25 protein-coding genes and 2 tRNA genes are annotated in these 21,902 nt (G+C 37.1%); 15 read left to right on the top strand and 12 right to left on the bottom strand.

Annotation, left to right across the window (positions count from 1 at the left end):
- The first annotated feature begins 17 nt into the window (after positions 1-17).
- From ACPF63_RS21325 to ACPF63_RS21355, 7 genes are all read left to right on the top strand, one after another.
- On the top strand, positions 18-671 hold the full coding sequence (locus tag ACPF63_RS21325; protein ID WP_077413284.1) for a CBS domain-containing protein: 654 nt from the start codon (positions 18-20) through the stop codon (positions 669-671).
- Between the two features lies 1 nt (position 672).
- A complete protein-coding gene (locus ACPF63_RS21330; RefSeq protein WP_047380114.1) occupies positions 673-1,539 on the top strand; it encodes an NAD kinase in 867 nt (288 codons plus the stop codon).
- Between the two features lie 70 nt (positions 1,540-1,609).
- Positions 1,610-2,680, top strand: a complete 1,071-nt coding sequence (fbaA, locus tag ACPF63_RS21335) for a class II fructose-bisphosphate aldolase (protein WP_426481234.1) — start codon at positions 1,610-1,612, stop codon at positions 2,678-2,680.
- 90 nt (positions 2,681-2,770) lie between these two features.
- Positions 2,771-3,625: an acetyl-CoA carboxylase, carboxyltransferase subunit beta gene (gene accD, locus ACPF63_RS21340; protein WP_047095043.1), complete on the top strand. Its 855-nt coding sequence runs from the start codon at positions 2,771-2,773 to the stop codon at positions 3,623-3,625.
- A 54-nt stretch (positions 3,626-3,679) separates the two neighbouring features.
- Positions 3,680-4,189 (top strand): DUF6973 domain-containing protein, encoded by a 510-nt coding sequence (locus tag ACPF63_RS21345; protein ID WP_077413281.1) that lies wholly within the window; start codon positions 3,680-3,682, stop codon positions 4,187-4,189.
- Between the two features lie 302 nt (positions 4,190-4,491).
- Entirely contained in the window at positions 4,492-5,895 is a 1,404-nt protein-coding gene (locus tag ACPF63_RS21350) for a nucleoside recognition domain-containing protein (protein ID WP_426481235.1), read from the top strand.
- Positions 5,896-5,944: 49 nt separating this feature from the next.
- A complete protein-coding gene (locus ACPF63_RS21355; protein WP_426481236.1) occupies positions 5,945-6,337 on the top strand; it encodes a hypothetical protein in 393 nt (130 codons plus the stop codon).
- Positions 6,338-6,352: 15 nt separating this feature from the next.
- Here ACPF63_RS21355 and ACPF63_RS21360 read toward each other — a convergent pair whose 3' ends face one another.
- The 4 genes from ACPF63_RS21360 to ACPF63_RS21375 all read right to left on the bottom strand — a co-directional run bounded on the left by ACPF63_RS21360 (position 6,353) and on the right by ACPF63_RS21375 (position 9,020).
- Positions 6,353-7,237 (bottom strand): ferric siderophore ABC transporter substrate-binding protein, encoded by an 885-nt coding sequence (locus tag ACPF63_RS21360; RefSeq protein WP_426481237.1) that lies wholly within the window; start codon positions 7,235-7,237, stop codon positions 6,353-6,355.
- A gap of 32 nt (positions 7,238-7,269) precedes the next feature.
- A complete protein-coding gene (locus tag ACPF63_RS21365) occupies positions 7,270-7,668 on the bottom strand; it encodes an ExbD/TolR family protein (RefSeq protein WP_426481238.1) in 399 nt (132 codons plus the stop codon).
- Positions 7,669-7,680: 12 nt separating this feature from the next.
- Positions 7,681-8,385: a MotA/TolQ/ExbB proton channel family protein gene (locus ACPF63_RS21370; protein WP_077413278.1), complete on the bottom strand. Its 705-nt coding sequence runs from the start codon at positions 8,383-8,385 to the stop codon at positions 7,681-7,683.
- 173 nt (positions 8,386-8,558) lie between these two features.
- Positions 8,559-9,020, bottom strand: a complete 462-nt coding sequence (locus ACPF63_RS21375; protein WP_426481239.1) for a hypothetical protein — start codon at positions 9,018-9,020, stop codon at positions 8,559-8,561.
- A 169-nt stretch (positions 9,021-9,189) separates the two neighbouring features.
- On the opposite strand from ACPF63_RS21375, the gene ACPF63_RS21380 reads away from it, so the two are divergent.
- From ACPF63_RS21380 to ACPF63_RS21390, 3 genes are read left to right on the top strand one after another with little or no spacing between them, the layout of a single operon-like run.
- Positions 9,190-10,986, top strand: a complete 1,797-nt coding sequence (locus ACPF63_RS21380) for a DUF885 domain-containing protein (RefSeq protein ID WP_426481240.1) — start codon at positions 9,190-9,192, stop codon at positions 10,984-10,986.
- Between the two features lie 7 nt (positions 10,987-10,993).
- Positions 10,994-11,557: a hypothetical protein gene (locus ACPF63_RS21385; protein ID WP_426481241.1), complete on the top strand. Its 564-nt coding sequence runs from the start codon at positions 10,994-10,996 to the stop codon at positions 11,555-11,557.
- 1 nt (position 11,558) lies between these two features.
- A complete protein-coding gene (locus ACPF63_RS21390; RefSeq protein ID WP_426481242.1) occupies positions 11,559-12,005 on the top strand; it encodes a DinB family protein in 447 nt (148 codons plus the stop codon).
- A 183-nt stretch (positions 12,006-12,188) separates the two neighbouring features.
- Here the strand turns inward: ACPF63_RS21390 and ACPF63_RS21395 are convergent, their stop codons facing one another.
- Positions 12,189-12,809 carry an endonuclease III domain-containing protein gene (locus tag ACPF63_RS21395; protein WP_077413268.1) on the bottom strand — a complete coding sequence of 207 codons (621 nt, stop codon included), beginning with the start codon at positions 12,807-12,809 and terminating at the stop codon, positions 12,189-12,191.
- Between the two features lie 33 nt (positions 12,810-12,842).
- Here ACPF63_RS21395 and bcp point away from each other — a divergent pair, with 33 nt between their 5' ends.
- Complete coding sequence (gene bcp, locus ACPF63_RS21400) at positions 12,843-13,292, top strand: thioredoxin-dependent thiol peroxidase (protein ID WP_077413267.1); 450 nt, start codon at positions 12,843-12,845, stop codon at positions 13,290-13,292.
- 93 nt (positions 13,293-13,385) lie between these two features.
- On the opposite strand, the gene ACPF63_RS21405 is transcribed toward bcp, so the two are convergent.
- The 5 genes from ACPF63_RS21405 to ACPF63_RS21425 are packed head-to-tail and all read right to left on the bottom strand — an operon-like array spanning position 13,386 to position 17,582.
- Positions 13,386-13,919, bottom strand: a complete 534-nt coding sequence (locus tag ACPF63_RS21405) for a GNAT family N-acetyltransferase (protein ID WP_426481243.1) — start codon at positions 13,917-13,919, stop codon at positions 13,386-13,388.
- Complete coding sequence (locus tag ACPF63_RS21410) at positions 13,888-14,550, bottom strand: hypothetical protein (RefSeq protein ID WP_426481244.1); 663 nt, start codon at positions 14,548-14,550, stop codon at positions 13,888-13,890. The genes ACPF63_RS21405 and ACPF63_RS21410 overlap by 32 nt, the downstream gene beginning before the upstream one ends.
- Before the next feature lie 32 nt (positions 14,551-14,582).
- Complete coding sequence (locus ACPF63_RS21415) at positions 14,583-15,665, bottom strand: mannose-1-phosphate guanylyltransferase (protein ID WP_426481245.1); 1,083 nt, start codon at positions 15,663-15,665, stop codon at positions 14,583-14,585.
- Between the two features lie 2 nt (positions 15,666-15,667).
- Complete coding sequence (locus ACPF63_RS21420; RefSeq protein ID WP_426481246.1) at positions 15,668-16,258, bottom strand: SprT-like domain-containing protein; 591 nt, start codon at positions 16,256-16,258, stop codon at positions 15,668-15,670.
- Between the two features lies 1 nt (position 16,259).
- Entirely contained in the window at positions 16,260-17,582 is a 1,323-nt protein-coding gene (locus tag ACPF63_RS21425) for a TolC family protein (protein WP_426481247.1), read from the bottom strand.
- A 181-nt stretch (positions 17,583-17,763) separates the two neighbouring features.
- Between ACPF63_RS21425 and ACPF63_RS21430 the strand changes: the two genes are divergently transcribed.
- From ACPF63_RS21430 to ACPF63_RS21445, 4 genes are all read left to right on the top strand, one after another.
- Positions 17,764-19,008 (top strand): bifunctional folylpolyglutamate synthase/dihydrofolate synthase, encoded by a 1,245-nt coding sequence (locus ACPF63_RS21430; protein ID WP_426481248.1) that lies wholly within the window; start codon positions 17,764-17,766, stop codon positions 19,006-19,008.
- A gap of 42 nt (positions 19,009-19,050) precedes the next feature.
- Positions 19,051-19,125: transfer RNA gene (locus ACPF63_RS21435), tRNA-Val, on the top strand.
- 34 nt (positions 19,126-19,159) lie between these two features.
- Positions 19,160-19,234 (top strand) — tRNA-Val (locus ACPF63_RS21440).
- 118 nt (positions 19,235-19,352) lie between these two features.
- A complete protein-coding gene (locus tag ACPF63_RS21445) occupies positions 19,353-20,474 on the top strand; it encodes a hypothetical protein (RefSeq protein WP_426481249.1) in 1,122 nt (373 codons plus the stop codon).
- Here ACPF63_RS21445 and ACPF63_RS21450 read toward each other — a convergent pair.
- Positions 20,464-21,387, bottom strand: coding sequence for a glycosyltransferase family 9 protein (locus ACPF63_RS21450; RefSeq protein WP_426483238.1), 924 nt, complete (start codon positions 21,385-21,387; stop codon positions 20,464-20,466). The two genes, ACPF63_RS21445 and ACPF63_RS21450, sit on opposite strands and share 11 nt — an antisense overlap.
- A gap of 50 nt (positions 21,388-21,437) precedes the next feature.
- Complete coding sequence (locus ACPF63_RS21455; RefSeq protein WP_047375924.1) at positions 21,438-21,857, bottom strand: SufE family protein; 420 nt, start codon at positions 21,855-21,857, stop codon at positions 21,438-21,440.
- Positions 21,858-21,902: the final 45 nt, after the last annotated feature.

A 21,902-nucleotide genomic window follows, 5' to 3' on the forward strand; every position in this document is an offset into this window, starting at 1 on the left:
TTTTATAAATTAGCACAATGTTTATCAAGGACTATATCTCAAAAGACTTTCCATGTTTTAGCCTGTCTGACTCCATAGAGTCAGCCAGAAATATGTTGGAGGATTTTGGATATTCCCATATTTTCATCAAAAAATCCCACCATTTCTACGGAGCTCTTGCAATGGACTTTCTGTATGAAGAAGATGGCGGGACTCTGAAGGATCTTGAACATCAGATTGAACGGTTCGCTATCCTGGAGGACAGCAATATTATGGACAGTATCCGTCTGTTTTACACCTTCACCAGCAATGTGATCCCGGTGATTAATAAAAATGAAAAGTATCTGGGGTATATTACCTGTGAAGATGTTTTTCAAGACCTTTCCCGTTATCCTTTATTTTCAGAAACAGGTGCTATTCTTACGGTAGAAACTCCTGCCAGAAAATATTCTATGACGGAAATTACCAATATCGTAGAAAGCAACAACTCGAAGTTTTATGGAGGGTTTATAAGCTTTATGTCTGAAGAAGTGGTCCAAATCACAATAAAGATCAGCAATGAAAACCTAGCCTCGATAGACTCAACTTTTGACCGGTACGACTACAGAATTGTTGAAAAATACTATTCTGATGAGAAATCCGATCTGTTTAAAGACCGATTTGGTTTTTTACAAAAATTCATAGAAATATAACATGAAGGCAGCCATATATTCTCAGAAAAAAGATCTTGATACTTTTTTATATTTAAGCAAGTTTATCTCTGAACTTGAAGCCAGAGATGTAAAATCTGTTCTGTATGATGAAATGGCTGAAGCACTTCAGTTCTCAAAAATTTTCGAAACCTTCAACTGTAAGCAGGATCTTCTGGATAAGGAAGTTGATCTGTTTTTCACTTTTGGTGGAGACGGAACGATTGTAAATTCTTTAACCTTCATTGAAGATCTTGAAATTCCTGTTGTAGGAGTTAATACCGGAAGACTTGGATTTTTAGCCTTTTTCACTAAGGAAGAAGCCTTTAAAGAGCTTGATTCCATATTAAAAGGAGATGTAAAAACAAGTCGCCGCTCCGTAATTGAAGTTGTTTCTCCAAAACTTGAGGGATCTTTCCCTTATGCTTTGAACGACGTTACTGTTTCAAGAAAAGAAACCACATCAATGATTACCGTAGATTCTTACATCAATGATGAATTTTTGAATGTCTTCTGGGGTGATGGTGTTATCATCTCTACTCCTACGGGTTCTACCGCTTACTCTTTGAGCTGTGGCGGGCCTATCATTTCTCCAAACAACGAAAATTTCGTCATTACCCCTATCGCTCCTCATAATCTGAATGTGAGACCTTTAGTGGTAAATGACAAAGTAGAAATAAAATTCAGGGTGGAAAGCCGTGTACCTCAGTATTCCCTTTCTCTGGACTCCCGACTGATCCATATAGAAACCGATAAGGAAATTATCATCAAAAAGGCCGCATTCCAGCTTCTTCTGGTACAGCCCAACAGTTTAAGTTTCTATGAAACGATCCGTCAGAAGTTACTTTGGGGAAGAGATAAAAGAAATTAGTAATTTCTTAAAAATGATTACCTTTACACGAAATTAAAACACCTAATAAATTTATAATAAAAAGTAAAACATGAGCAGAATTTTTCCGGCAGGAGTTGCCACAGGTCAGTTAGTTACTGATATCTTTCAGTATGCTAAAGAAAACAAATTTGCATTGCCTGCAGTAAACGTAATTGGATCAAGCAACATTAATGCTGTGATGGAAACTGCAGCGAAATTGAACTCTCCTGTAATTATTCAGTTTTCAAATGGTGGAGCTGCATTCAACGCAGGGAAAGGATTAAACAATGACGGACAAAGAGCTGCAATCTTAGGAGCAATCGCTGGAGCAAAACATATTCACACTCTTGCAGAAGCTTACGGAGCAACAGTAATTCTACACACAGACCACTGTGCAAAGAAATTACTTCCTTGGATCGATGGGTTGATGGATGCTAACGAAGAATTCTTCAAGCAGACAGGAAAATCTCTTTACTCTTCTCACATGTTAGACCTTTCTGAAGAACCTTTAGAAGAAAACCTTGAGATTTCAGCTCAGTATTTCGAAAGAATGGCTAAACTTCAGATGACTCTTGAAGTAGAAATCGGAGTGACTGGTGGAGAAGAAGATGGTGTTGACAACTCAGACGTTGATAACTCTAAATTATACACTCAGCCTGAAGATATAGCTTACACTTATGAAAAACTAAAAGCTATTTCTGACAACTTTACCATTGCTGCTGCTTTCGGTAACGTACACGGAGTTTACAAGCCAGGAAATGTAGTTCTTACACCGAAAATCCTTGACAATTCTCAGAAATATGTTCAGGAGAAATTCGGAACGGCTGCTAAACCTATCAACTTTGTATTCCACGGAGGTTCAGGATCTACTTTAGAGGAAATCAGAGAAGCTATCGACTACGGAGTAATCAAAATGAATATCGATACTGACCTTCAGTTTGCATATACAGAAGGCGTTAGAGATTATATGGTAAACAATATTGATTATTTAAGAACTCAAATCGGAAACCCTGAAGGAGAAGAAAAACCTAACAAGAAATTCTATGACCCAAGAGTTTGGGTAAGAAAAGGTGAGGATACATTCTCTACAAGATTGGTGAAAGCATTTGAAGATTTAAATAACGTAAATACTTTAAAATAAGAACTGTACATTTGTACCGATGTAAAAAGTATTCATAAGAAATACATTTACATTGGTACATTTTACATTTATACATTAATACAAGCAAAAATGGCATTCGACTGGTTTAAAAGAAAAGCAAAAAACATTACCACTTCTACTGATGAAAAAAAGGACGTTCCCAAAGGCCTGTGGCATCAGACTCCATCCGGAAAAGTTGTGGAACATGATGAACTAAAGAGAAATAACTATGTTTCTCCTGAAGACGGATTCCATGTAAGAATAGGAAGTGCGGAATTTTTTGACATCCTTTTTGACGGTGGTAAATTTACCGAACTGGATGCCAATGTTGAAAGTATTGATATCTTAAACTTCAAAGATACAAAGCCTTACAAAGACCGTTTGAAAGAAGTAAAAGCAAAGACCAAGCTTACTGATTCTATCAGAAATGCTGTAGGAACCGTAAAAGGAACTGAAATGGTAGTTTCTTGTATGGATTTTGCTTTCATCGGTGGATCTTTGGGTTCTGTAATGGGAGAAAAGATCAGAAGAGCAGTAGATTACTGTATCAAGCACAAACTTCCGTATATGATTATCTGTCAGTCCGGAGGAGCAAGAATGCAGGAAGCCACTTACTCTTTGATGCAGCTGGCAAAAGTTCAGGCTAAGTTGGCTCAGCTTTCTGAAGCAGGGCTTTTATACATCGCTTATCTTTGTGACCCTACATTCGGAGGAATTACAGCTTCTTTCGCAATGACCGCTGATATCATTATGGCAGAGCCGGGAGCACTGATCGGTTTCGCAGGACCAAGAGTAATCCGTGAAACAATTGGTAGAGACTTACCGGAAGGATTCCAGACATCAGAATTCTTACAGGAAAAAGGATTTGTAGATTTCATTGTAAAAAGAACTGAAATTCAGGATACTGTTGCAAAAACAGTTAATTTATTAGCTGTAAAAGCATAGTATCTGTAACAAAAACAATACAGTCTCTCTCTAATTAGGGAGAGATTTTTATTTATGAGGACTTTTAAGATATTTTTCAATACCATCAGAAGCATGAGTTTTAAAAAGATTATCCGTCTTTTATCACTTATCCTTCCTCATCCTCTTTTTGCCCTGTTGAGCTTTCATGCCACTGTAAAGGCATTTACCATCGCTCAGAAAAGATTCCCTGATACGGCTTCCAATAATGGAATTGGAAATGCTTTCAGACATGCTCTTTGGTGCAGCTTCATTATGATGTACTGCTGTAAAATTTCTTCCCCTGAGAAAGCGCTTGATTTCTGCAAAAGAATAACAGACATGCATGAAGAGCTATTCCCGAATGAACCTTTGGAAACAAAAATGGATCTCCACAATAACAAAATCGGAATGGATTATTTTATGGAGCTTTTACCAGGAATTCACCGCCAGTTTTTTGAAAAAAGTTTTTTTGTGGATGCATTAGTCAAAAAAATGGATGATGCCAAAGTTCTGAAAAATCTGGATGATGATTTTGAAGGGCACCTTGTCTATTTGGAAGAGTAAATAATTCATTTTATTTTAAACGCTAAGGATCGCAAGGGAAATCTAAAAACTTAACGTATATTTTTTGTCCGCAAGGGTATTTCATTCAGCAATATTTCCTGATTGTGGTTATTTGCTTAGTGTTAACGTCTTTGCGAACAAAAAATCATATTTATCTTCATTAGAAACTTGCGAACATTGCGTCAAAATAATTTGAAATCAGTTAACCATCATTAGTTCTCTCACTCCAGAATAACAAAAGACTTTAGTTATTTTTGTGGTTTAAAGTATTTTTGATAAGTTTAAACAATTAAATCAATCAAATGGTTCTCAGCAGAATTTGGTCGGCTTTTATTATCATTGCCATTGCCATTGCCAGTATAAAATACGTTTCGTCAGGTCACTACAAAACCATTTTCAATGATATGGTGGTAGGAAAAGGAGGTGATACAGTGAAGATTGCATCACAACCGATGAACAGCCTCTCCCCTGTTGTAAGAGACAGCCTGATGAAAAAAAATGATTTTGCAGACAGCAGAATTCACTATAAAACAGATTCTTTAAAACAAAATGTAAATGTTTATCGTGTTCAGGAAGCTGATGGAGTCATCGGAACATCTGAAACAGCGGTGAAGATCTGCCTTGGCCTTATCGGGATCATGACCTTATTCATGGGATTCATGAGTATTGCTGAAAAAGCAGGAGGAATCAACCTGCTAAGCCGTCTGATTCAGCCATTTTTCTCAAAGCTGTTTCCTGATATCCCTAAAAATCATCCCGCATTCGGACATATGCTGATGAATTTCAGTGCCAATCTTCTTGGACTGGATAATGCGGCGACTCCTTTTGGACTAAAAGCCATGGAAAGCCTCCAGTCTTTAAATCCAAATAAAGATACAGCCAGTAATTCACAGATTATGTTTCTGTGTCTCCATGCCGGAGGTATGACTTTGATTCCCGTATCCATTATTGCTATCAGAGCATCTATGGGCTCAAAGACACCTACTGATATCTTTCTTCCATGTATGATTGCTACTTTTACGGCTACTTTGGCTGCAATGATTATTGTTTCTCTCTATCAGAAGATCAATCTGCTTCGCCCTGTAGTTATTGCTTATGTAGGCGGAATTTCGGCAGTTATCGCTTTATTGGTCGTATACCTTGTACAGCTGAGTAAAGATCAATTGGATGACTTCAGTAAAGTCTTAAGCAATGGTTTAATCCTGTTCATATTCCTTGCTATTGTGCTTGGAGCCGTTTACAAGAAAATAAATGTTTTTGATGCCTTTATTGAAGGAGCGAAAGAAGGGTTTACTACCTGCGTTAAGATTATTCCTTATCTGGTTGGGATGCTGATTGCTATTTCATTGTTACGAACTTCCGGTGTTTTTGATGTTATCATTGACGGAATGAAATGGGTTGCCAATATAGCCAATATGGATCCGAGATTTGTGGACGGGCTTCCGACAGCGCTAATCAAGCCCTTATCAGGTTCTGGAGCCAGAGGAATGATGGTAGATACAATGGCAACGTTCGGAGCCGACAGCTTCCAGGGGAAATTAGCCGCGGTACTTCAGGGAAGCTCAGATACTACTTTTTACGTGATCGCAGTCTATTTTGGCGCTGTAGCTGTTAAGAATACAAGATATACGGTAATTGCTATGCTTCTGGCCGATTTGGTGGGTGTCATCACTGCAATTGCATTGGCTTATCTGTTCTTTGCTTAACCTACCCCACTCCTTTAAAAACATTAAACTCTAAACTTTAAACTATCATATGATTACCGATAAAGAATTTACCTTAAGACTCATCCGCCAGTTAACCCAGGCACTGGAAAAACTTATTCTCGATAAACCTGAAGAAAGTTTAATGCAGAAAGAACTGGATTTTGATACTTTGATGAGAGACATTTTCAAGATGAGCTTCACAGAAATTTCTTCTAAAACGAAGGAAGAAATGATTGCCATTGTCAATGAAAGACAGGAAAGAGATCACAAAGATTATTATGAGATGCTAGGGAATCTTTTCTACTTTAACAGCAGACACGAGCAGAACAAAGATTTTCAGGATAAGGCAAAAACATTCTACGAGCTGTATCTTCAGACCAGTGGTATTTTTGCACTTCCGATAATTAACAGAATCAACGAATTAAAAAAAGCACTTGAATAAAGTGCTTTTGTATTTTTAGAATGTAATTTTATAAGTTCCGGTGGAAGAAGTACTGGCTTTCTCTGCTTTTACATATTTCTTTACCCAGGCTACTGATGTAGATGATACACAAGGATCTGAAACACCTCCCAATCTTCTTGCAGACACCACATTTCCTGCTTTATCTACGGTGTAGGCAACGGTAATTGATCCACTTGCTGTACAGCTGTGAGAGGGTTGTACTCCCCCTCTGCCCATTGTCCCGGGAATATATCCAACCAGCTTTCTGTCGATTCCTACTTTACTGTCTCCATTTCCGTCACCACCTAAAGGATCTCCTGCGTTTCCTATACCCTCGCCCGTTCCCTGGCTTCCGGCTTTTGTTCCTCTTCCTTTAATCAGGTTTCCAATAGCGGCATTTCCTTTTCCATCTCCATTTCCGGTCTTTGAATTGGCTGTTGCAGCCCCGGATTTCTTAGTATTTTTAGACGCGCTGGTACTTGTTGCTTCCTTTTTTACTGCTTTTTTTGATTCCTCTTTTTTAGGAACTGTTGCTTTTGAATTGTTTCCTGTGATAACTTTCTCCTTAACGTCTGCTTTCTTTGGCTCAGAAGTTGGTTCCGGCTTTACAACAGTTTTTGTTTCCGGGACAGGTGTTTCTGCGGGTTCAGGTGTTACTTCTTCTGTTGCTGCAGCAAGACTTCCCGGCTGTTCAGCAGGTTCTTCAATTCCTTTCCCATTTCTGTTGTCCCCGAAGTTGACCAGCATAGTAGTAATCACTTCAGGATCTTTGTCCAGTTCAGGTTTCAATTTATATAAAAAAACAAAAAGCAAAATAGCAGCCCAGATAAGAACAGAAAGCAAAGCGCTCTTTATCCTATCTTTGTTTTCTTCGTTTCTATTTGCTGTATAGCTTCTCATCTTAACAGGTAATTTCCGGAGATCCGGATTTATTATTTATCTTTAACTGTTGCAATCGCAATATTAAACTTATGTTTTTCAGCAATTTCCATCACAAAAACAACATCCTTATGCAGCGTGTTTTCGTCAGCTCTGATTGTGAACGATTGATTGGTCTGACCAGTCAATTTATCTACAATAATCTTCTCCAATTCTCCTTTATTGGCAGGATTGTCATCTACAAAGAATGAACCGTCCGGCTTAATGCTTACCGTCAAAGGATTGGGTATATTATCGTCAACAGCTCCGGCTTTCGGCAGATTCACATCAATAGCACTTTGATTGGCGGCAGAAGATGTGATCATAAAGAAAATCAGCATCAACAGGATAACGTCTGTCATCGCTGCTAAACTGAATTCCGGATTTGCTTTATTTCTTCTCTGAATTTTCATCGTAAGAAAGATTTATAAAGGTTTATTGATAAGGTCTAAAAATTCTCCTGACATATTCTGAGCCTTCAGTACAAATTTATCAATCCTTGTCAAAAGGATGTTATAGCAGAAGTTTGCAGGAATTGCTACTGCCAAACCTACCGCAGTCTGTCCCAAAGCGGTATAAATACCTTCTGAAAGTGTTTTCGGAGAGAAAGATCCTGTGGCATGGGATAAATTAAAGAAAGCGATAATCATCCCGATTACGGTACCCAAAAGACCTAACATTGGTGCAATACTTGGTACTACAGCCAAAAGATTCAGATTTTTCTCCATATTAGCAACCTCTACCTGGGCCTGCGCTTCCATAGCACTCACGATATCAGAAACAGGACGTCCTAATCTTGAAATTCCTTTTTCTAAAATTCTTCCTTCCGGAGAGTTTTGTGTTTTGCAGTAATCTGCAGCAGCCTCTATTTTTCCTGCTTTAATAAAGTCTTCAATATTATTCATGAAGTTGGAATCCGTTTTTGAAGTCAGTCTTTTGATAAAGAAAAATCTTTCAAAAAACAGATACAGAGAAAATATTCCCAACAGCAATACCGTGACCATCACTATTTTAGCGAACGCTCCTCCGTGGAACATAATTTTCCAGAATGAGAACTCTAAGTTGTCTGCAGCAACTGCAGGGGTAGCGATTTGTGCAAATAAAATCTGAGAAAGTTCCGTTAACAGCATTAAATGTAAATTTTATTAAATTTCAACGACAAATGTAGTAGAATATTATGAATTGAACTCTTAAAAATTGCTTAAAAACAACTTAAAATTTGTTATGATTTACCAATAGCAAATTTCTTTCCAAAAATAAATTTGAAAAGAAATCCGGTATTAAAAAAGGATGAAGACGATCGTTAATCCTCGTCTACCTCAATATCATCCTGCTTGAATTCGCATTTTAATCTAAAAGGAATAGGTGTATCTGATCCGGTGTAGAAATCATCAATGGTACCCTTCCAGATGACCTGAAGCTCTCCTTCTTCATTCCTTTCGAAGAGAAGCTCATTGTCATAGATATAGGCATCTTCGTCATCGAAAAGGTCTACTTCTGTGTAGGTTTCTTCATCAGAGTCATTGATTGTGATAATTTTCCCTTCTATTTCCGCTGATTCGATAGGAAAATCAAAAACTTCAAGTGAAAGCTGCGGAAAGTTGTACTGTAGTGAATCATCGTCTACGTGATCCAAACTGTCATCCGTAATAACTTCAACCTCTAAAAAATGTTGTTGGTTGCTGTAAACCGCCTTACAATAAGTATTTCTGATATTGTATTTTAGCGTCTCCTCCGGATGGTAAATTTTTAAAATCCCTTTCATTTTTTCTTAAAAAAGAACTGTAATAATATGATTGTTAAACGTTTTAGACAAAGATAAAAAATTGATTCAAAGTTGAAAGGATTTTGAAAATAATTTTTTAAAATCAACTCATACCATAAGTCTGAATATCCCAATAATACTTACTTTTGTTTTCATAAAGATTCTGAAAATGAAAAACATTTTATCAAAAGGTATTCTTGGCTTAGGATTGATAATCGGGCTTGCTTCATGCAAAAAAACGGACTCTCCTCTTACCAAAGTAACCCCCAGCAACCTGGATTCTATTGCTTCCAACTATTATGAGCAATATCTTAAGCTATACCCTTTAGATGCTACATCTCAGGGAGATACGAGATACAACGACCAGCTTCCTATTAATATTGATAAAGATTTTATCTCAGGAGAAATCGCTTTCTACAATTCTGTACAGAAACAACTGGAGCATGTAGATTACAAATCCTTGTCTGATGAAGATAAAGTGGTGTATGATGTACTGGATTATACTTTAAAAGATAAAATTGAGGCCTATGCCTATCATCCGGAATATATTCCATTTACCCAATTCGGAGGTCTACCACTTACTTTTCCGTTGTATGGGAGCGGACAGGGCAGTCAGCCTTTCAAAACTGAAAAGGATTACAGCGACTGGCTGAAAAGAATGGAAAAATTCCCGGAATGGATGGATGCCGCAGCAGACAACTTCCGTGAGGGAATCAACAATAAGGTGGTACTTCCTAAAAAACTGGTTGCCAAAATGATTCCTCAGATGAAAGCCGAGGAAATCACAACGTCTGATATGGAAAAAAATATTTTCTACGGACCGGTTAAAAATTTCCCGAAAAACTTCACGCAGGATCAGAAAGATAAATTTTCAGCACTTTATAAAGAGGCAATCACGAAAAAAATTATTCCGGCTTATGCTAAAATGGGAGTATTTTTAGAAAAGGATTATCTTCCAAAAGCTAGAAATACAGACGGATACAACAGTCTTCCCAATGGCAATGAAATTTACAGCTATTATGTAAAAAGCTGGACAACCACGAAGAAATCTCCTGATGAGATCAATAAAATTGGTCTGCAGCAGGTAGCTATGCTTCGTGCAGAAATGGAAAAAGTAAAGCAGCAGGTAGGTTTTACCGGAAGCCTGGAAGAGTTTATTACTTTTGTGAAAACAGATCCAAAGGCAATGCCTTATAAAACGTCTAAAGAAGTTTTAAATGCCTTCAACGGTATTCTGACGAAGATTACTCCGAAACTGAAAACGATGTTCAATGTAACTCCAAAAACAAAGTTTGAAATCAGACAGACGGAAAAATTCAGAGAGGCCAGTGCCAGTGCAGAATACATTCCGGGAACTCCTGACGGGAAGAGAGCGGGTATATTTTATGTTCCGCTTCCAGATCCTACGAAATTCAATGTTACTTCAGGAATGGAGTCTCTTTTCCTTCATGAAGCAATTCCAGGACATCATTACCAGGTTTCTCTTCAACAGGAAAACACAAAACTTCCAAAATTCATGAGATTCGGATGGTTTGGAGCGTATGGTGAAGGATGGGCACATTATTGTGAAACACTAGGTCCTGAGTTCGGTTTATATACGGATCCTTACCAGAAAATGGGATATCTGAGCGACCAGATGCTGAGAGCTGTACGACTTGTAGTAGACACAGGACTTCATACGGGAAAAATGTCAAGAGAAGAAGCTATTAAATATTTCTTAAGCAATATTTCTTACGATGAAGGAGCTGCTGTAGCAGAAGTGGAAAGATATATGGCTATGCCGGGACAGGCTTTAGGCTATAAAATAGGTTCTTTAAGAATCCGCGAGCTGAGAGAAAAGTATCAGAAAGAACTTGGAAATAAATTCAATCTGGCCAGCTTCCATGATGAAGTATTAAGCCAGGGATGTCTTCCTTTAGATGTTCTGAACAGAAAAATGGAGCTTTGGGCCCAAAAACAAAAATAGTTTCTTTATGAGACTATTTTTGTTTTTCACAGGTATTTTATTGACTGTTTTAAGCTGTCAAAAGGAGCAAAATTTTGAAAAATTCACAGTAGATAAAAATCTACCAAGCTATGATACTATTCAGCTTCTCTCAAAATTTCCGGAGCTGAAGCTATATAACAGTGAAATTGTTGAAAGCAAAACAAGAACAGCTTATATTGTCCAGAAAGCGTTTTATTTTGACGGTTTGCTTAAAGGATCATTCCTTTTTGAAGATTATAAGTGTAAAGCACAATATCAAAATGATACTTTAAATATTCTACTGAACAATAATAATGGATACTTTGGGAATGGGGTTCTGGTAAAGGTTTTCAACAACCAATTTTATATAAAAGATATTGACCCTAAAACATTAAAAGGTGAAAAAAAATTCATAAAGTCAAACGTTTTGGGACAAAAATTGGTTCTAAACACCGATAAATTCAAGAAAAACGATAGTATTTATGGTTTCATAGATTATAAATGCAGAGTTGATAGTTTGGTTTATAAACACTTCAGAGGATATTTTAAAACGACAATACAACAAAATTGATATGATCACAGAAAGCCTTAGATCTCTTTACAACAGAGATTTAAACAAACTAAAATCAGAGATAGAAGCCTATCAACATGAAGAAAATCTTTGGAAAATTGATAAAAGTATAGCCAATTCTGCTGGCAATTTGGTCCTTCATCTGGTTGGAAATCTCAACCATTTTATTGGAACACATCTTGGAAATACAGGATATGTCAGACACCGCGACCTGGAATTTTCTTTAAAAGATATTCCAAGAGCCGAACTTATTGAAAAAATTGAAGCTACAGCAGCCATGATAGATTCCGTGCTTCCACAATTATCAGATGATGATCTGAAAAAAGAATATCCACTGGTTGTTTTTGAAAATTCCATGACTACAGATTATTTTCTGATCCATCTTATTGCTCATCTGGATTATCATTTGGGGCAGATTAATTATCACAGAAGGTTATTGGACATTTAATCCATCAATAAAAATTAAAATAACGCAACAATCACTAAGTAATTGTTGCGTTTTCTTTTTCGTTCACAAGGACGTTTCACTCAGCTAGGAAAATATTGCCTTTGCTAAACGAAGTGCCTTTGCGAGCTATTTCAACGTAATTTTTTATAAAATCCTTGCGAGCATAGCGCTAAAATCAATGAGTTATTTCTCAAACATCATTTTCGTAATAAAATCCTTCTCTCCCTTTCCTCTTGCCGGAGAATATTCTCTTCCATAAAAAATGATCTGAAGATGAAGCTTATTCCATACTTCTTCAGGGAATAAACTCTTGGCATCTCGTTCAGTTTCTACTACATTTTTTCCTGAAGTAAGTTTCCATTGTGTCATCAGACGATGAATGTGTGTATCTACAGGAAAAGCGGGAAACCCGAATCCCTGGCTCATTACTACTGAAGCCGTTTTGTGTCCTACTCCCGGAAGTGCTTCCAGTTCTTCATAAGTCTGGGGAACAATACCGTTGTGCCTTTCCAATAGAAGTTCAGCCATTTTTTTCAGGTTTTTGGCTTTCGTATTGGATAATCCTATTTCTTTGATTAATTCTTTGATTTCAAATTCTTCCAACTTGGCCATTCTTTGCGGTGTTCCTGCTACTGCAAAAAGATCAGGGGTAACCTGGTTTACTTTTTTATCTGTGGTTTGTGCAGAAAGTGCTACGGCAACCATCAATGTATACGGATCGGTGTGATCTAACGGGATAGGCGTTGTAGGATATAATTTCTCCAGTTCTATCTGAACGAGCTCAGCTCTTTGTTTTTTTGTCATGTAACCCTTAAATTTGAACAAAATTAAATCATTATGCTGAAAGTTGGAGATAAATTACCTGAATTTGAAGAACTCAACCAAGACGGAGAAACAGTAGCCTCATCAAAATTAATTGGAAAAAAACTAGTGGTTTTCTTTTATCCACAAGCGAATACGCCAACGTGTACGGTGGAAGCCTGCAACCTGAGTGATAACTATACTAAGCTTAAAAAAGCGGGATTTCAATTATTGGGAATAAGCGGTGATTCTGTAAAAAAACAAAAGAATTTTCACAGCAAATTTGCCTTTCCTTATGATCTGATTGCGGATGAAAACCGTAATATCATTGAAAAATTCGGGGTATGGCAGGAGAAAAAAACATTTGGAAAAACCTATATGGGAATTGTAAGAACCACTTTTATTTTTGATGAAAATGGTATCTGCACAAGAGTCATTGAAAAAGTGACTTCAAAGACTGCTGCTGAGCAGATTCTGGAGGGATAATTTCTCTTTTGAAACACAGACATCACAACTATTTTCACAAATAACACAATTATGTATCTGTGTTATTTGTGAAAATAAATTTTTATGTATTTATTATTCTGTTTCGTAATAGTTTAATTCTTCTGTTTCTCCGGGAAGAGTTACAAAATTTTTAAATCTTAGTCCCAATTTTTCGATCAGTTTTTGGGAAGAAACGTTATCTTTTGAAATGATAGCCGATATTTTTAACAGTCCAAAATCATCCATCCCAATGGATTTGACCTTCTGAGCCGCTTCAAAAGCATATCCTTTGCCTTCAAACTCTTCCAGTAGAGAATATCCTATATCTACAATATCCAGACCTTCTCTTTCAAAGATTCCTACTGCTCCTACTTTTTCATTCCCTTCTTTAGTTACTAAAAGATAGTTCCCAAATCCCAGTCTTTCAATCTGTGGAGCAAATCTGTTCAGGATATAATTTTCGGCATCTTCTATGCTATTGACATTACGGTTGCCGATATGTTGAATAAATTTGGGTCTGTTGTAAAGCTCAAAGACAAAATCACTGTCTTCACAGGACATCGGACGAAGTATTAATCGTTCCGTTTCATAGGTATTATCTGCGCTTGGGTGTTTTTTTAGGCTCATCTTTCTTTGGTTCTTCTTTTTTTTCGATTTTTAAAAGTCTCGGGTTATTAGCACATTTTTTATTGTAAAGCTCAATATAGGTTCCATTGTCCTTCACATTACTTACAGCGCCTGTTGATTTATTTACAGTCACCGTATAATGTGTTTTCTGGTAAGGGCACTCCTTTGAGGTCAGTTTTCCAAGATCAAGATAATAGTTTGATTTATCTTCATGATAGTTACCCGCAAGATCCTTGAACTCTTCATCTACCATATATCCTTCGGCAGCCAGCATTACAGCAGCTTCCTGAGCATTATCAATCCGGTCTACAAACTTCTTAAGTCCCTCAACATCGGCAACATAATTAATTTTACCTCCTTCTGAATAAGCAATATAATAAAAGCTGTCTTCACTAGGGAAAAGATTAAATCCGGAGAACTGAGGGGTATAATCCAGTTTACCCGAAACCTTTATTTCCTCCCCTTTTCCATAGCTGTTATATACCAAAATCCACGAGTCTACCCTATTGCTTGGGTTGATCTGCTGTAAAATATTCGGGATGCTTGAAAATTTTTTCTTCTCCTGAGAAAATCCTAAGATTCCCAAAAGTAAAAATGTAAGAATTGTAATTCGGGTTGCAGCTTTACTCATAATTTAAAAATCAGCAGAAAATATACCAAATATTACATAAACTTATCTCCTTTCTTAAAGTTTTTTAAGTCAAGGACATAATCCTTTATAAGCTGATCATTATCTCGCGGGCAGATAAGAAGTGCTTTATCGGTATCTACAACAATATAGTTTTCAAGGCCGTCAATGATTACCGCCTTATTATTATTTCTCAACCGGATAATGTTTCCTTTTGAATTATAAGAAAGCAAATGCTTTAATTTCACAGCATTTCCGTCTTTATCTTTATCTGTATTTTCGTAAACAGATGTCCATGTTCCCAGATCGCTCCATCCCAAATCTGATGGAATCACATATACATTTTTTGCTTTTTCTAAAATTCCGTTATCAATTGAGATTTTCTGAACTTTTGGATAAATGGTTTCAATACAGCTGTTTTCCTTTTCTGAATTGTATTCACAAGCCATAAAATGCTGCATCATCTCAGGAAGATAAAGATCAAAAGCATGGTGAATACTTTTTACGTTCCATATAAAAATACCCGCATTCCAAAGGAAATCACCACTCTCTAAGAAGCTTTGGGCAATTTCAAGGATCGGTTTTTCTGTGAATGTTTTGACTTTAAAATAATCAGAACCTTTCTTTTCTACAAATTGAATGTAGCCGTAGCCTGTATCAGGTCTTGTTGGAGTAATCCCTAATGTTACCAGATAATCATGTTTTGAAGCCACCTCAAATGCCAGCTCCACTTTTTCCAAAAATACATCCTCTTTAAGGATCAGATGATCCGCCGGAAGCACAATCATTGTTGCATCCGGATTGATCTCAGCAATCTTGTTGGCCATATACAGGTTACATGCAGCTGTATTTTTCATAAGCGGTTCACCCACAATGTTTTCTTCAGGAATCTCCGGAAGCTGCTGATGGGAAAGAGCCACATACTCTTTATTCGTAATCACGAATATTTGCTCTTTAGGAATTACCTTGCTGATTCTGTCATAGGTCTGCTGAATCATAGTGCGTCCGGTTCCTAAAATATCCTGAAACTGTTTTGGAAATTTCTGCGTGCTCATGGGCCAGAACCGGCTTCCGATTCCTCCCGCCATTATAACGCAGTATCTATCTGATTTTAACATTCTTAGCTACATTTTTCTACCCTCGCTAAAGGCTTGAAAGAATACTTCCTTCCAGTAGCCAGGTTCTTACAAAGATAGTTTTTTTTAACTAGACCTTCTAATAAATACTTTTCGTTGCGGTATATAAAAAATTCACCCTTCTGAAGTTGTTCAATAAAATGAAGAGTATCATCTTGTTTCTCAGTATGAAAATATCTTACCAGATCCGGGCTGGCCATGAAATTGGCCTTTGGGGATTTTGAAAATTTTACAATGATAGGCTTTAGTTCTTCATCATAAATTTCAAGGCTTTCGAGAAGCATATTTCTGAAAGTTTCTTTCCATTCGTTACCGTGAGGAGAGATTCTTCTTCCGTATTTTTCAAACGCAATCAGGTGCGCGAGCTCATGGGTCAATACAAAGAAAAAAAGCTGCGGGGTAAGCGTAGAGTTTACCGTTATTTCATGCGAATTGTCCGGAAGTTTTCTGTAATCTCCCAGTTTTGAATTCCTGTTTCTTGTAACTTTTATGTGGATATAGTAATCTGAAAACCATACCCTTAAATATTTGAGTGTATTTTGAGGTAAATATTTTTCTAATGATTGGATAGACATTTTACAAACTTAATGGAATTCCGGCATAGAAATTCAATAGTTTAAGACTAAAAAGATAATTATATTTTGCCTGCGCTACTGATCCCTGTGCATTTGCATAATTATTTCTTGCCACGTTTACGTCATAGATGGTAGATCTTCCTGCAGCATAACTTTTGTCAGCAAAATCAAGAGCAAGTTTGGAACTTTTTTCAGCTTCCACAGCTGCCAGATAGTTTTCATAATTGGCATCCGCATCAAACTGAGCTTTCTGTATATTTTGTCTTACCGTTTGTTTCTGCTGTTCAAGGGTAATTTTGCTAACACTTTCATTTAATTTGGACTGCTCAACCTGTAATTTCGTTTTCCCCTTATTGAAGATAGGAATATTAAGTGACAGCCCTACATTTTGTCCAAACTGATCTTTATATTGTTCAAAAAAAGTTCCCTGTACAAGTCCCGGAGGAACATTAAATTGTCTGTTATAGAAAGTATTAAGACCGGCACTCGCTGTTAATGTAGGCCAGAATGCCGTTTTACTTACCTCAGTTTGTGCTTCGGCAGATCTTATCCTGCTTTCTGCAGCTTTTATCTGGGGCTGTACATCATAAGCTTTTGTAAGAACCTCATCAGCGGTTACCAACTGCGACTCTAATGTTTCAGGAATATCTACATTTTCCACATCAAAATCTTTGTAATCTGAAAGTTGCAAAAGCTGAGCGATCGCAAACAGAGCTCTTCCTACGTTAACCTCCGCTGTCTTAAGATTTTGTTTTTCTCTCGCCCATGCTGCATCTGCTTCCGCTAAAACAGTCTGTGCGGTAGTCCCAACCTGAGTAGTTATCTTTGCTCTGTCATGTTGTTTTTTAGCGTTTTCTACAGCGCTTTGAGAAATCTTAACAATTTCTTTGTTCAATAAGGCGGTTAAATATTGTTGTGCAATTTGTACCGAGATATCATTTTTGATGGCTTCAATATCATACTGGCTGGCTTCTACATCAAACTGGAGTTTTCTAACATTCTTCTCCAATCTCCCATTATTATAGACCAAAATATCGGCACCTACACCAACACTGTTATTGAATCTATCGTTTCTATAGCTTCCTGCTCCTAATGATCCCTGTCCGAAACTCACCCCACTTGTAACACTCCCTGATACGGAAGGCAAATAGTCTTTTTTGGCCGCTTTAAGGTTGTATTCTTGGTTTTCTTTGGTATACTGATTTTGGATAACCTGAAGATTATGCTCCACTGCATAGCTTACACATTCTTTTAAGGACCATTTCTTCTGAGCGCTTAAACCCAGATAACCTAATCCAAAAACGATGATCCAAACTTTTTTCATATGTATATGTTTATTTGTTTTTAATGGCATATGGAATCGTGTCATCTTCATCAGCATTGTAATTTGTAAATCACAGCGATTTCATATTAAGATTTTTCAATATTAGACGAATTAAATATAAAAAAGTTACAGATTGAAAAATTATATTTTTTTTTAAAAAAACTTTTGGGAATTTTGTACCATGACAAATGAACAATATCAGGAAGCTATTGACTGGCTTTTCGTGCAGATGCCCAACTATCAGATAGATGGACAGAAGGCTTATAAACCCGGACTTGACAATATTACAAAACTTTGTGCTTTCTTTGGAAATCCTCAGGATAAGATCAGGTGCATTCACATTGGAGGTACCAACGGAAAAGGTTCTTCAAGCAATATGCTGGCATCCGTTCTCCAGGAAGCTGGTTATAAAACCGGATTATACAATTCTCCTCACCTGATAGACTTTACAGAACGCATCAAGGTTAACGGAAAAAACTGTAATAAAAAATTTGTCTTTGAGTTTATTCAAAAGCTAAGGGCTCTTCCGGAAGATATCCGCCCTTCTTTCTTTGAATTTACCACTATCATGGCTTTTGAATATTTTTATCAGCAACAGGTAGATTTTGCCATTATTGAAGTTGGATTGGGAGGAAGACTGGATTCAACAAACATTATTAAACCACTGATCTCTGCAATTACGAATGTTCAGCTGGATCATCAGAATATTTTGGGAGATACCATTGAAGAAATTGCCACTGAGAAAGCGGGAATTATTAAAAGTAATATCCCGATTATTTCAGGTGATGAGAATGAAACAGTCAAAAATATCATCCGAGAGAAAGCTATTAAAGAAAATGCACCGTTTATAGACGCTACTCTTATTAATACAAACCTTGAATCTGATTTGAAAGGAAATTATCAGAAGAAAAATATCAGAGTTGTATTGGCTGTGGTAGAGGAATTAAGAAAACTGGAGGTTCCTATTTCCTACAAAGATCTTGAAAACGGACTGCTCCATGTTCATCAGAACACAGGATTCATTGGCCGTTGGTTTGAGTTTTCAAAAAATCCGCTTACAATTTGTGATACGGGACACAACCAGGCAGGTTTGGAATATGTTTTTTCGCAATTAAATTCAATTGACCGTCACAAGCATGTCATTTTGGGGTTTGTGAATGACAAAAAAATAGATGATGTGATGAAATTACTTCCTGGAAATTCTGAGTTCTATTTTGCAAAACCATCTGTCAACAGGGGAAGACATCCAGAAGATTATGAAAATCTGCTTCAGGAGGCGAAAATTTTTTATAAAATTTTTGATTCTGTACAGGAAGCGTATCTTGCTGCAAAAGAACAATGTACAAATGAAGAAATGATTTTTATCGGGGGAAGTAACTTTGTTGTGGGAGATTTTTTAGAAAAAAATTTGGAGATTTCCGAATAAGTCGTATATTTGCACCACTCTAAACGAGGAAACAAGTTATAGGGGCTCTTAGCTCAGTTGGTTCAGAGCATCTGGTTTACACCCAGAGGGTCGGGGGTTCGAATCCCTCAGGGCCCACAAAAAGGATACTGAAGCCTTTCAAAAAATTTCAGGGCTCTTAGCTCAGTTGGTTCAGAGCATCTGGTTTACACCCAGAGGGTCGGGGGTTCGAATCCCTCAGGGCCCACAAAAATCTCTCAAGAAATTGGGAGATTTTTTATTTTTATACCTAAGCTATTTTAAGAGTTTCCTCGCCACTTTTCCTTATATTTATTTACCTTTGCCTGCATTTGAATTTGCTTGACGTGAAGGAACTCCATATCATATCATTCAACTATCCCTACCCTCCTTCTTATGGCGGCATCATTGATGTGTATTACAAGATCAAAGCTTTATCTGATCTGGGGATAAAAATTCACCTTCATTGTTTTGTAGACAAAATTCCTGCAACGATTGATCCGGAAATAGAAGGAATCACAGAAAGCGTATTTTTTTATGAAAAGAAAAAGAATTTTCTTCTTTATTTCTCAAAAACGCCTTTCGCGGCCGCAATAAGAGATTCTGAAGCTCTCCTTAAAAATCTGGAAAAGATCAAAGCTCCTATATTGTTTGAAGGCCTGCAGACAACACATATTATCAGGTTTCTGAAAGACAGTCGTCATAAACTGTATCTTCGCCACCACAACAACGAAACAGCGTATTATAAAGGACTTTCATTATCAGAAAAAAACATCCTCAAAAAGATTGTTTACAGCATTGAATCTTTAAAATATAGAGGATACCAGGAAAAGCTTTTAAAGAAGTTTGAAACTGTATTCTGCCTGTCTGAAAAGGAATATAATGAAGTGAATATTTATTCGGGAAATGCACAATTGATCCATATTTTCCATGGTAATCAATCGGTAAAGCAACTGGATAAAAAAGGAAATTATTTTCTTTTCCATGGAGACCTCACTACTGCTGATAATAAAAAAGCACTGATTGAGACTATTGATTTATTTAAAACTCTTCCACAGTATAAACTGATTGTAGCCTCCGATCGTGCCAATGAAGATATTAAAAAAAGGATGTCAGCGGTTGAAAATATCACCCTCACTCCTATCCTGACGACAGAAAACCTTCACCATCTCCTGGAAAATGCCCATGCCAACATTCTGATTTCTTACCAGAATTCAGGAACCAAGGTGAAGGTTTTCAACACCCTTTACAATAGTCGTTTTGTGATTATTAATGGAAACATTACAGATGACCCTGCTTTGAAGGATTTATGCCTGTATGGGGCTGATATGGCTGAAATTCGCCAACAGATTATCAGCTCTGCCGAAAAAGATTTTGATGATACTGAAAAAAGAAAGCAAATCTTAGAAAAAACACATTCGGATCATACTAAAGCCGAAGAGATGGTAAAGATTATTTTTAAAAATTAACCCTATCTATCACTTTCTGAATATTGAATTCCTCAAGACAAGCCCAGTCTCCTCTGTAACATTCTTTATCTCCAAAAACAGAACATGGCCTGCAGGTGAGATCTTTTACCTGAACAACATCTTCTTCACTCTGCCCGAATCCTAAAAATCCTGCATAGGGATGAGTAGCACCCCAAATAGAAACACATCTTGTTCCTACAAGACTCGCAAGATGCATATTCGCAGAATCCATGGATATCATCAGTTCCAGCCCGGCAATATGATTGAGTTCTTCGGTAAGGTTTAATTTTCTGGAAAGATTTTTGGTATTGGGAATCTCACTTTCCCATCTGTCAAGGGTTTCGGTTTCTTTTTTACCTCCACCAAAGAAGTACACCGTATGTTTCTGAGCCAGAATTCTGACCAGTTCATAGGATTTTTCCAGAGGAAGCATCTTTCCTTTGTGTTGGGCAAAAGGGGCAAAACCAATTCCTGATTGATGCTCCGAAGTAGGTCTGAGCTGATGTGAAAGCTCAACTTTGAATCCCATTTTACGGAATACATCAGCATAACGTTCCACGGTTTTCCTCAGCTGCACTTTCTCAAGATTCCAGACATCTATAAGGTGTTCTTTCTCCTCTTTACCCTTATCTATTTTGAAAACTTTAAGTCCTTTTCTTCTATATATCCTGTCTAAAACCTTGGTCCGGATTACATCGTGAAGATTGGCAATACAGTCAGGATTAAACTCCCGGATCAGTTCATTGCTCAGTTTCCTCAATCCAAAGAGACCTTTATAGTCATCAAGATCAATTCCTTTAAAAGTTACATTAGGAACTCCCGCAAACAACGCTTCGAAATTCTTCCTGGACACCATAATAATTTCCACACCGGGGTTCTGCTCCAGAAATTCTCTGAAAACAGGTACGGTCATCGCAACATCTCCGAATGCGGAAAAACGATATGCTAAAATTTTTGTCACGGCTATGATTTCAGTTGATAAGCAACTGCATAAAACTTGATCTGTTTAGTCATTGCCATCAATCCGTTGGCTCTGGATGGCGAAAGAAATTCCTGTAACCCTATTTCTGCAATAAAATCAAAATCAGAATCCAGAATTTCCTGAGTGGAATGCCCACTATAAATACTTACTAAAAGAGAAACGATTCCTTTGGGTAAAATACCGTCAGAATCTGCATTAAAGAAAAGTTTCCCATCTTTAAATTCGGCATCAATCCAAACTTTACTCTGGCAGCCTTTAATCAGATTTTCTTCTGTCTTTCTTTCTTCCGGCAGGCCTTTCAGTTCTTTTCCAAGATCAATGATGTACTCGTACTTTTGCTCCCAATCGTCCAGAAAAGCGAATTCGTCTATTATTTCCTGCTGTTTTTCTTTAATGGTCATTTTTAATCAAATTTCTTTTGCAAAGATAACCAATTTTGTAAAATT

The sequence above is a fragment of the Chryseobacterium sp. R2ACT005 genome, from assembly GCF_049949215.1.
Classification (GTDB): Bacteria; Bacteroidota; Bacteroidia; order Flavobacteriales; family Weeksellaceae; genus Chryseobacterium.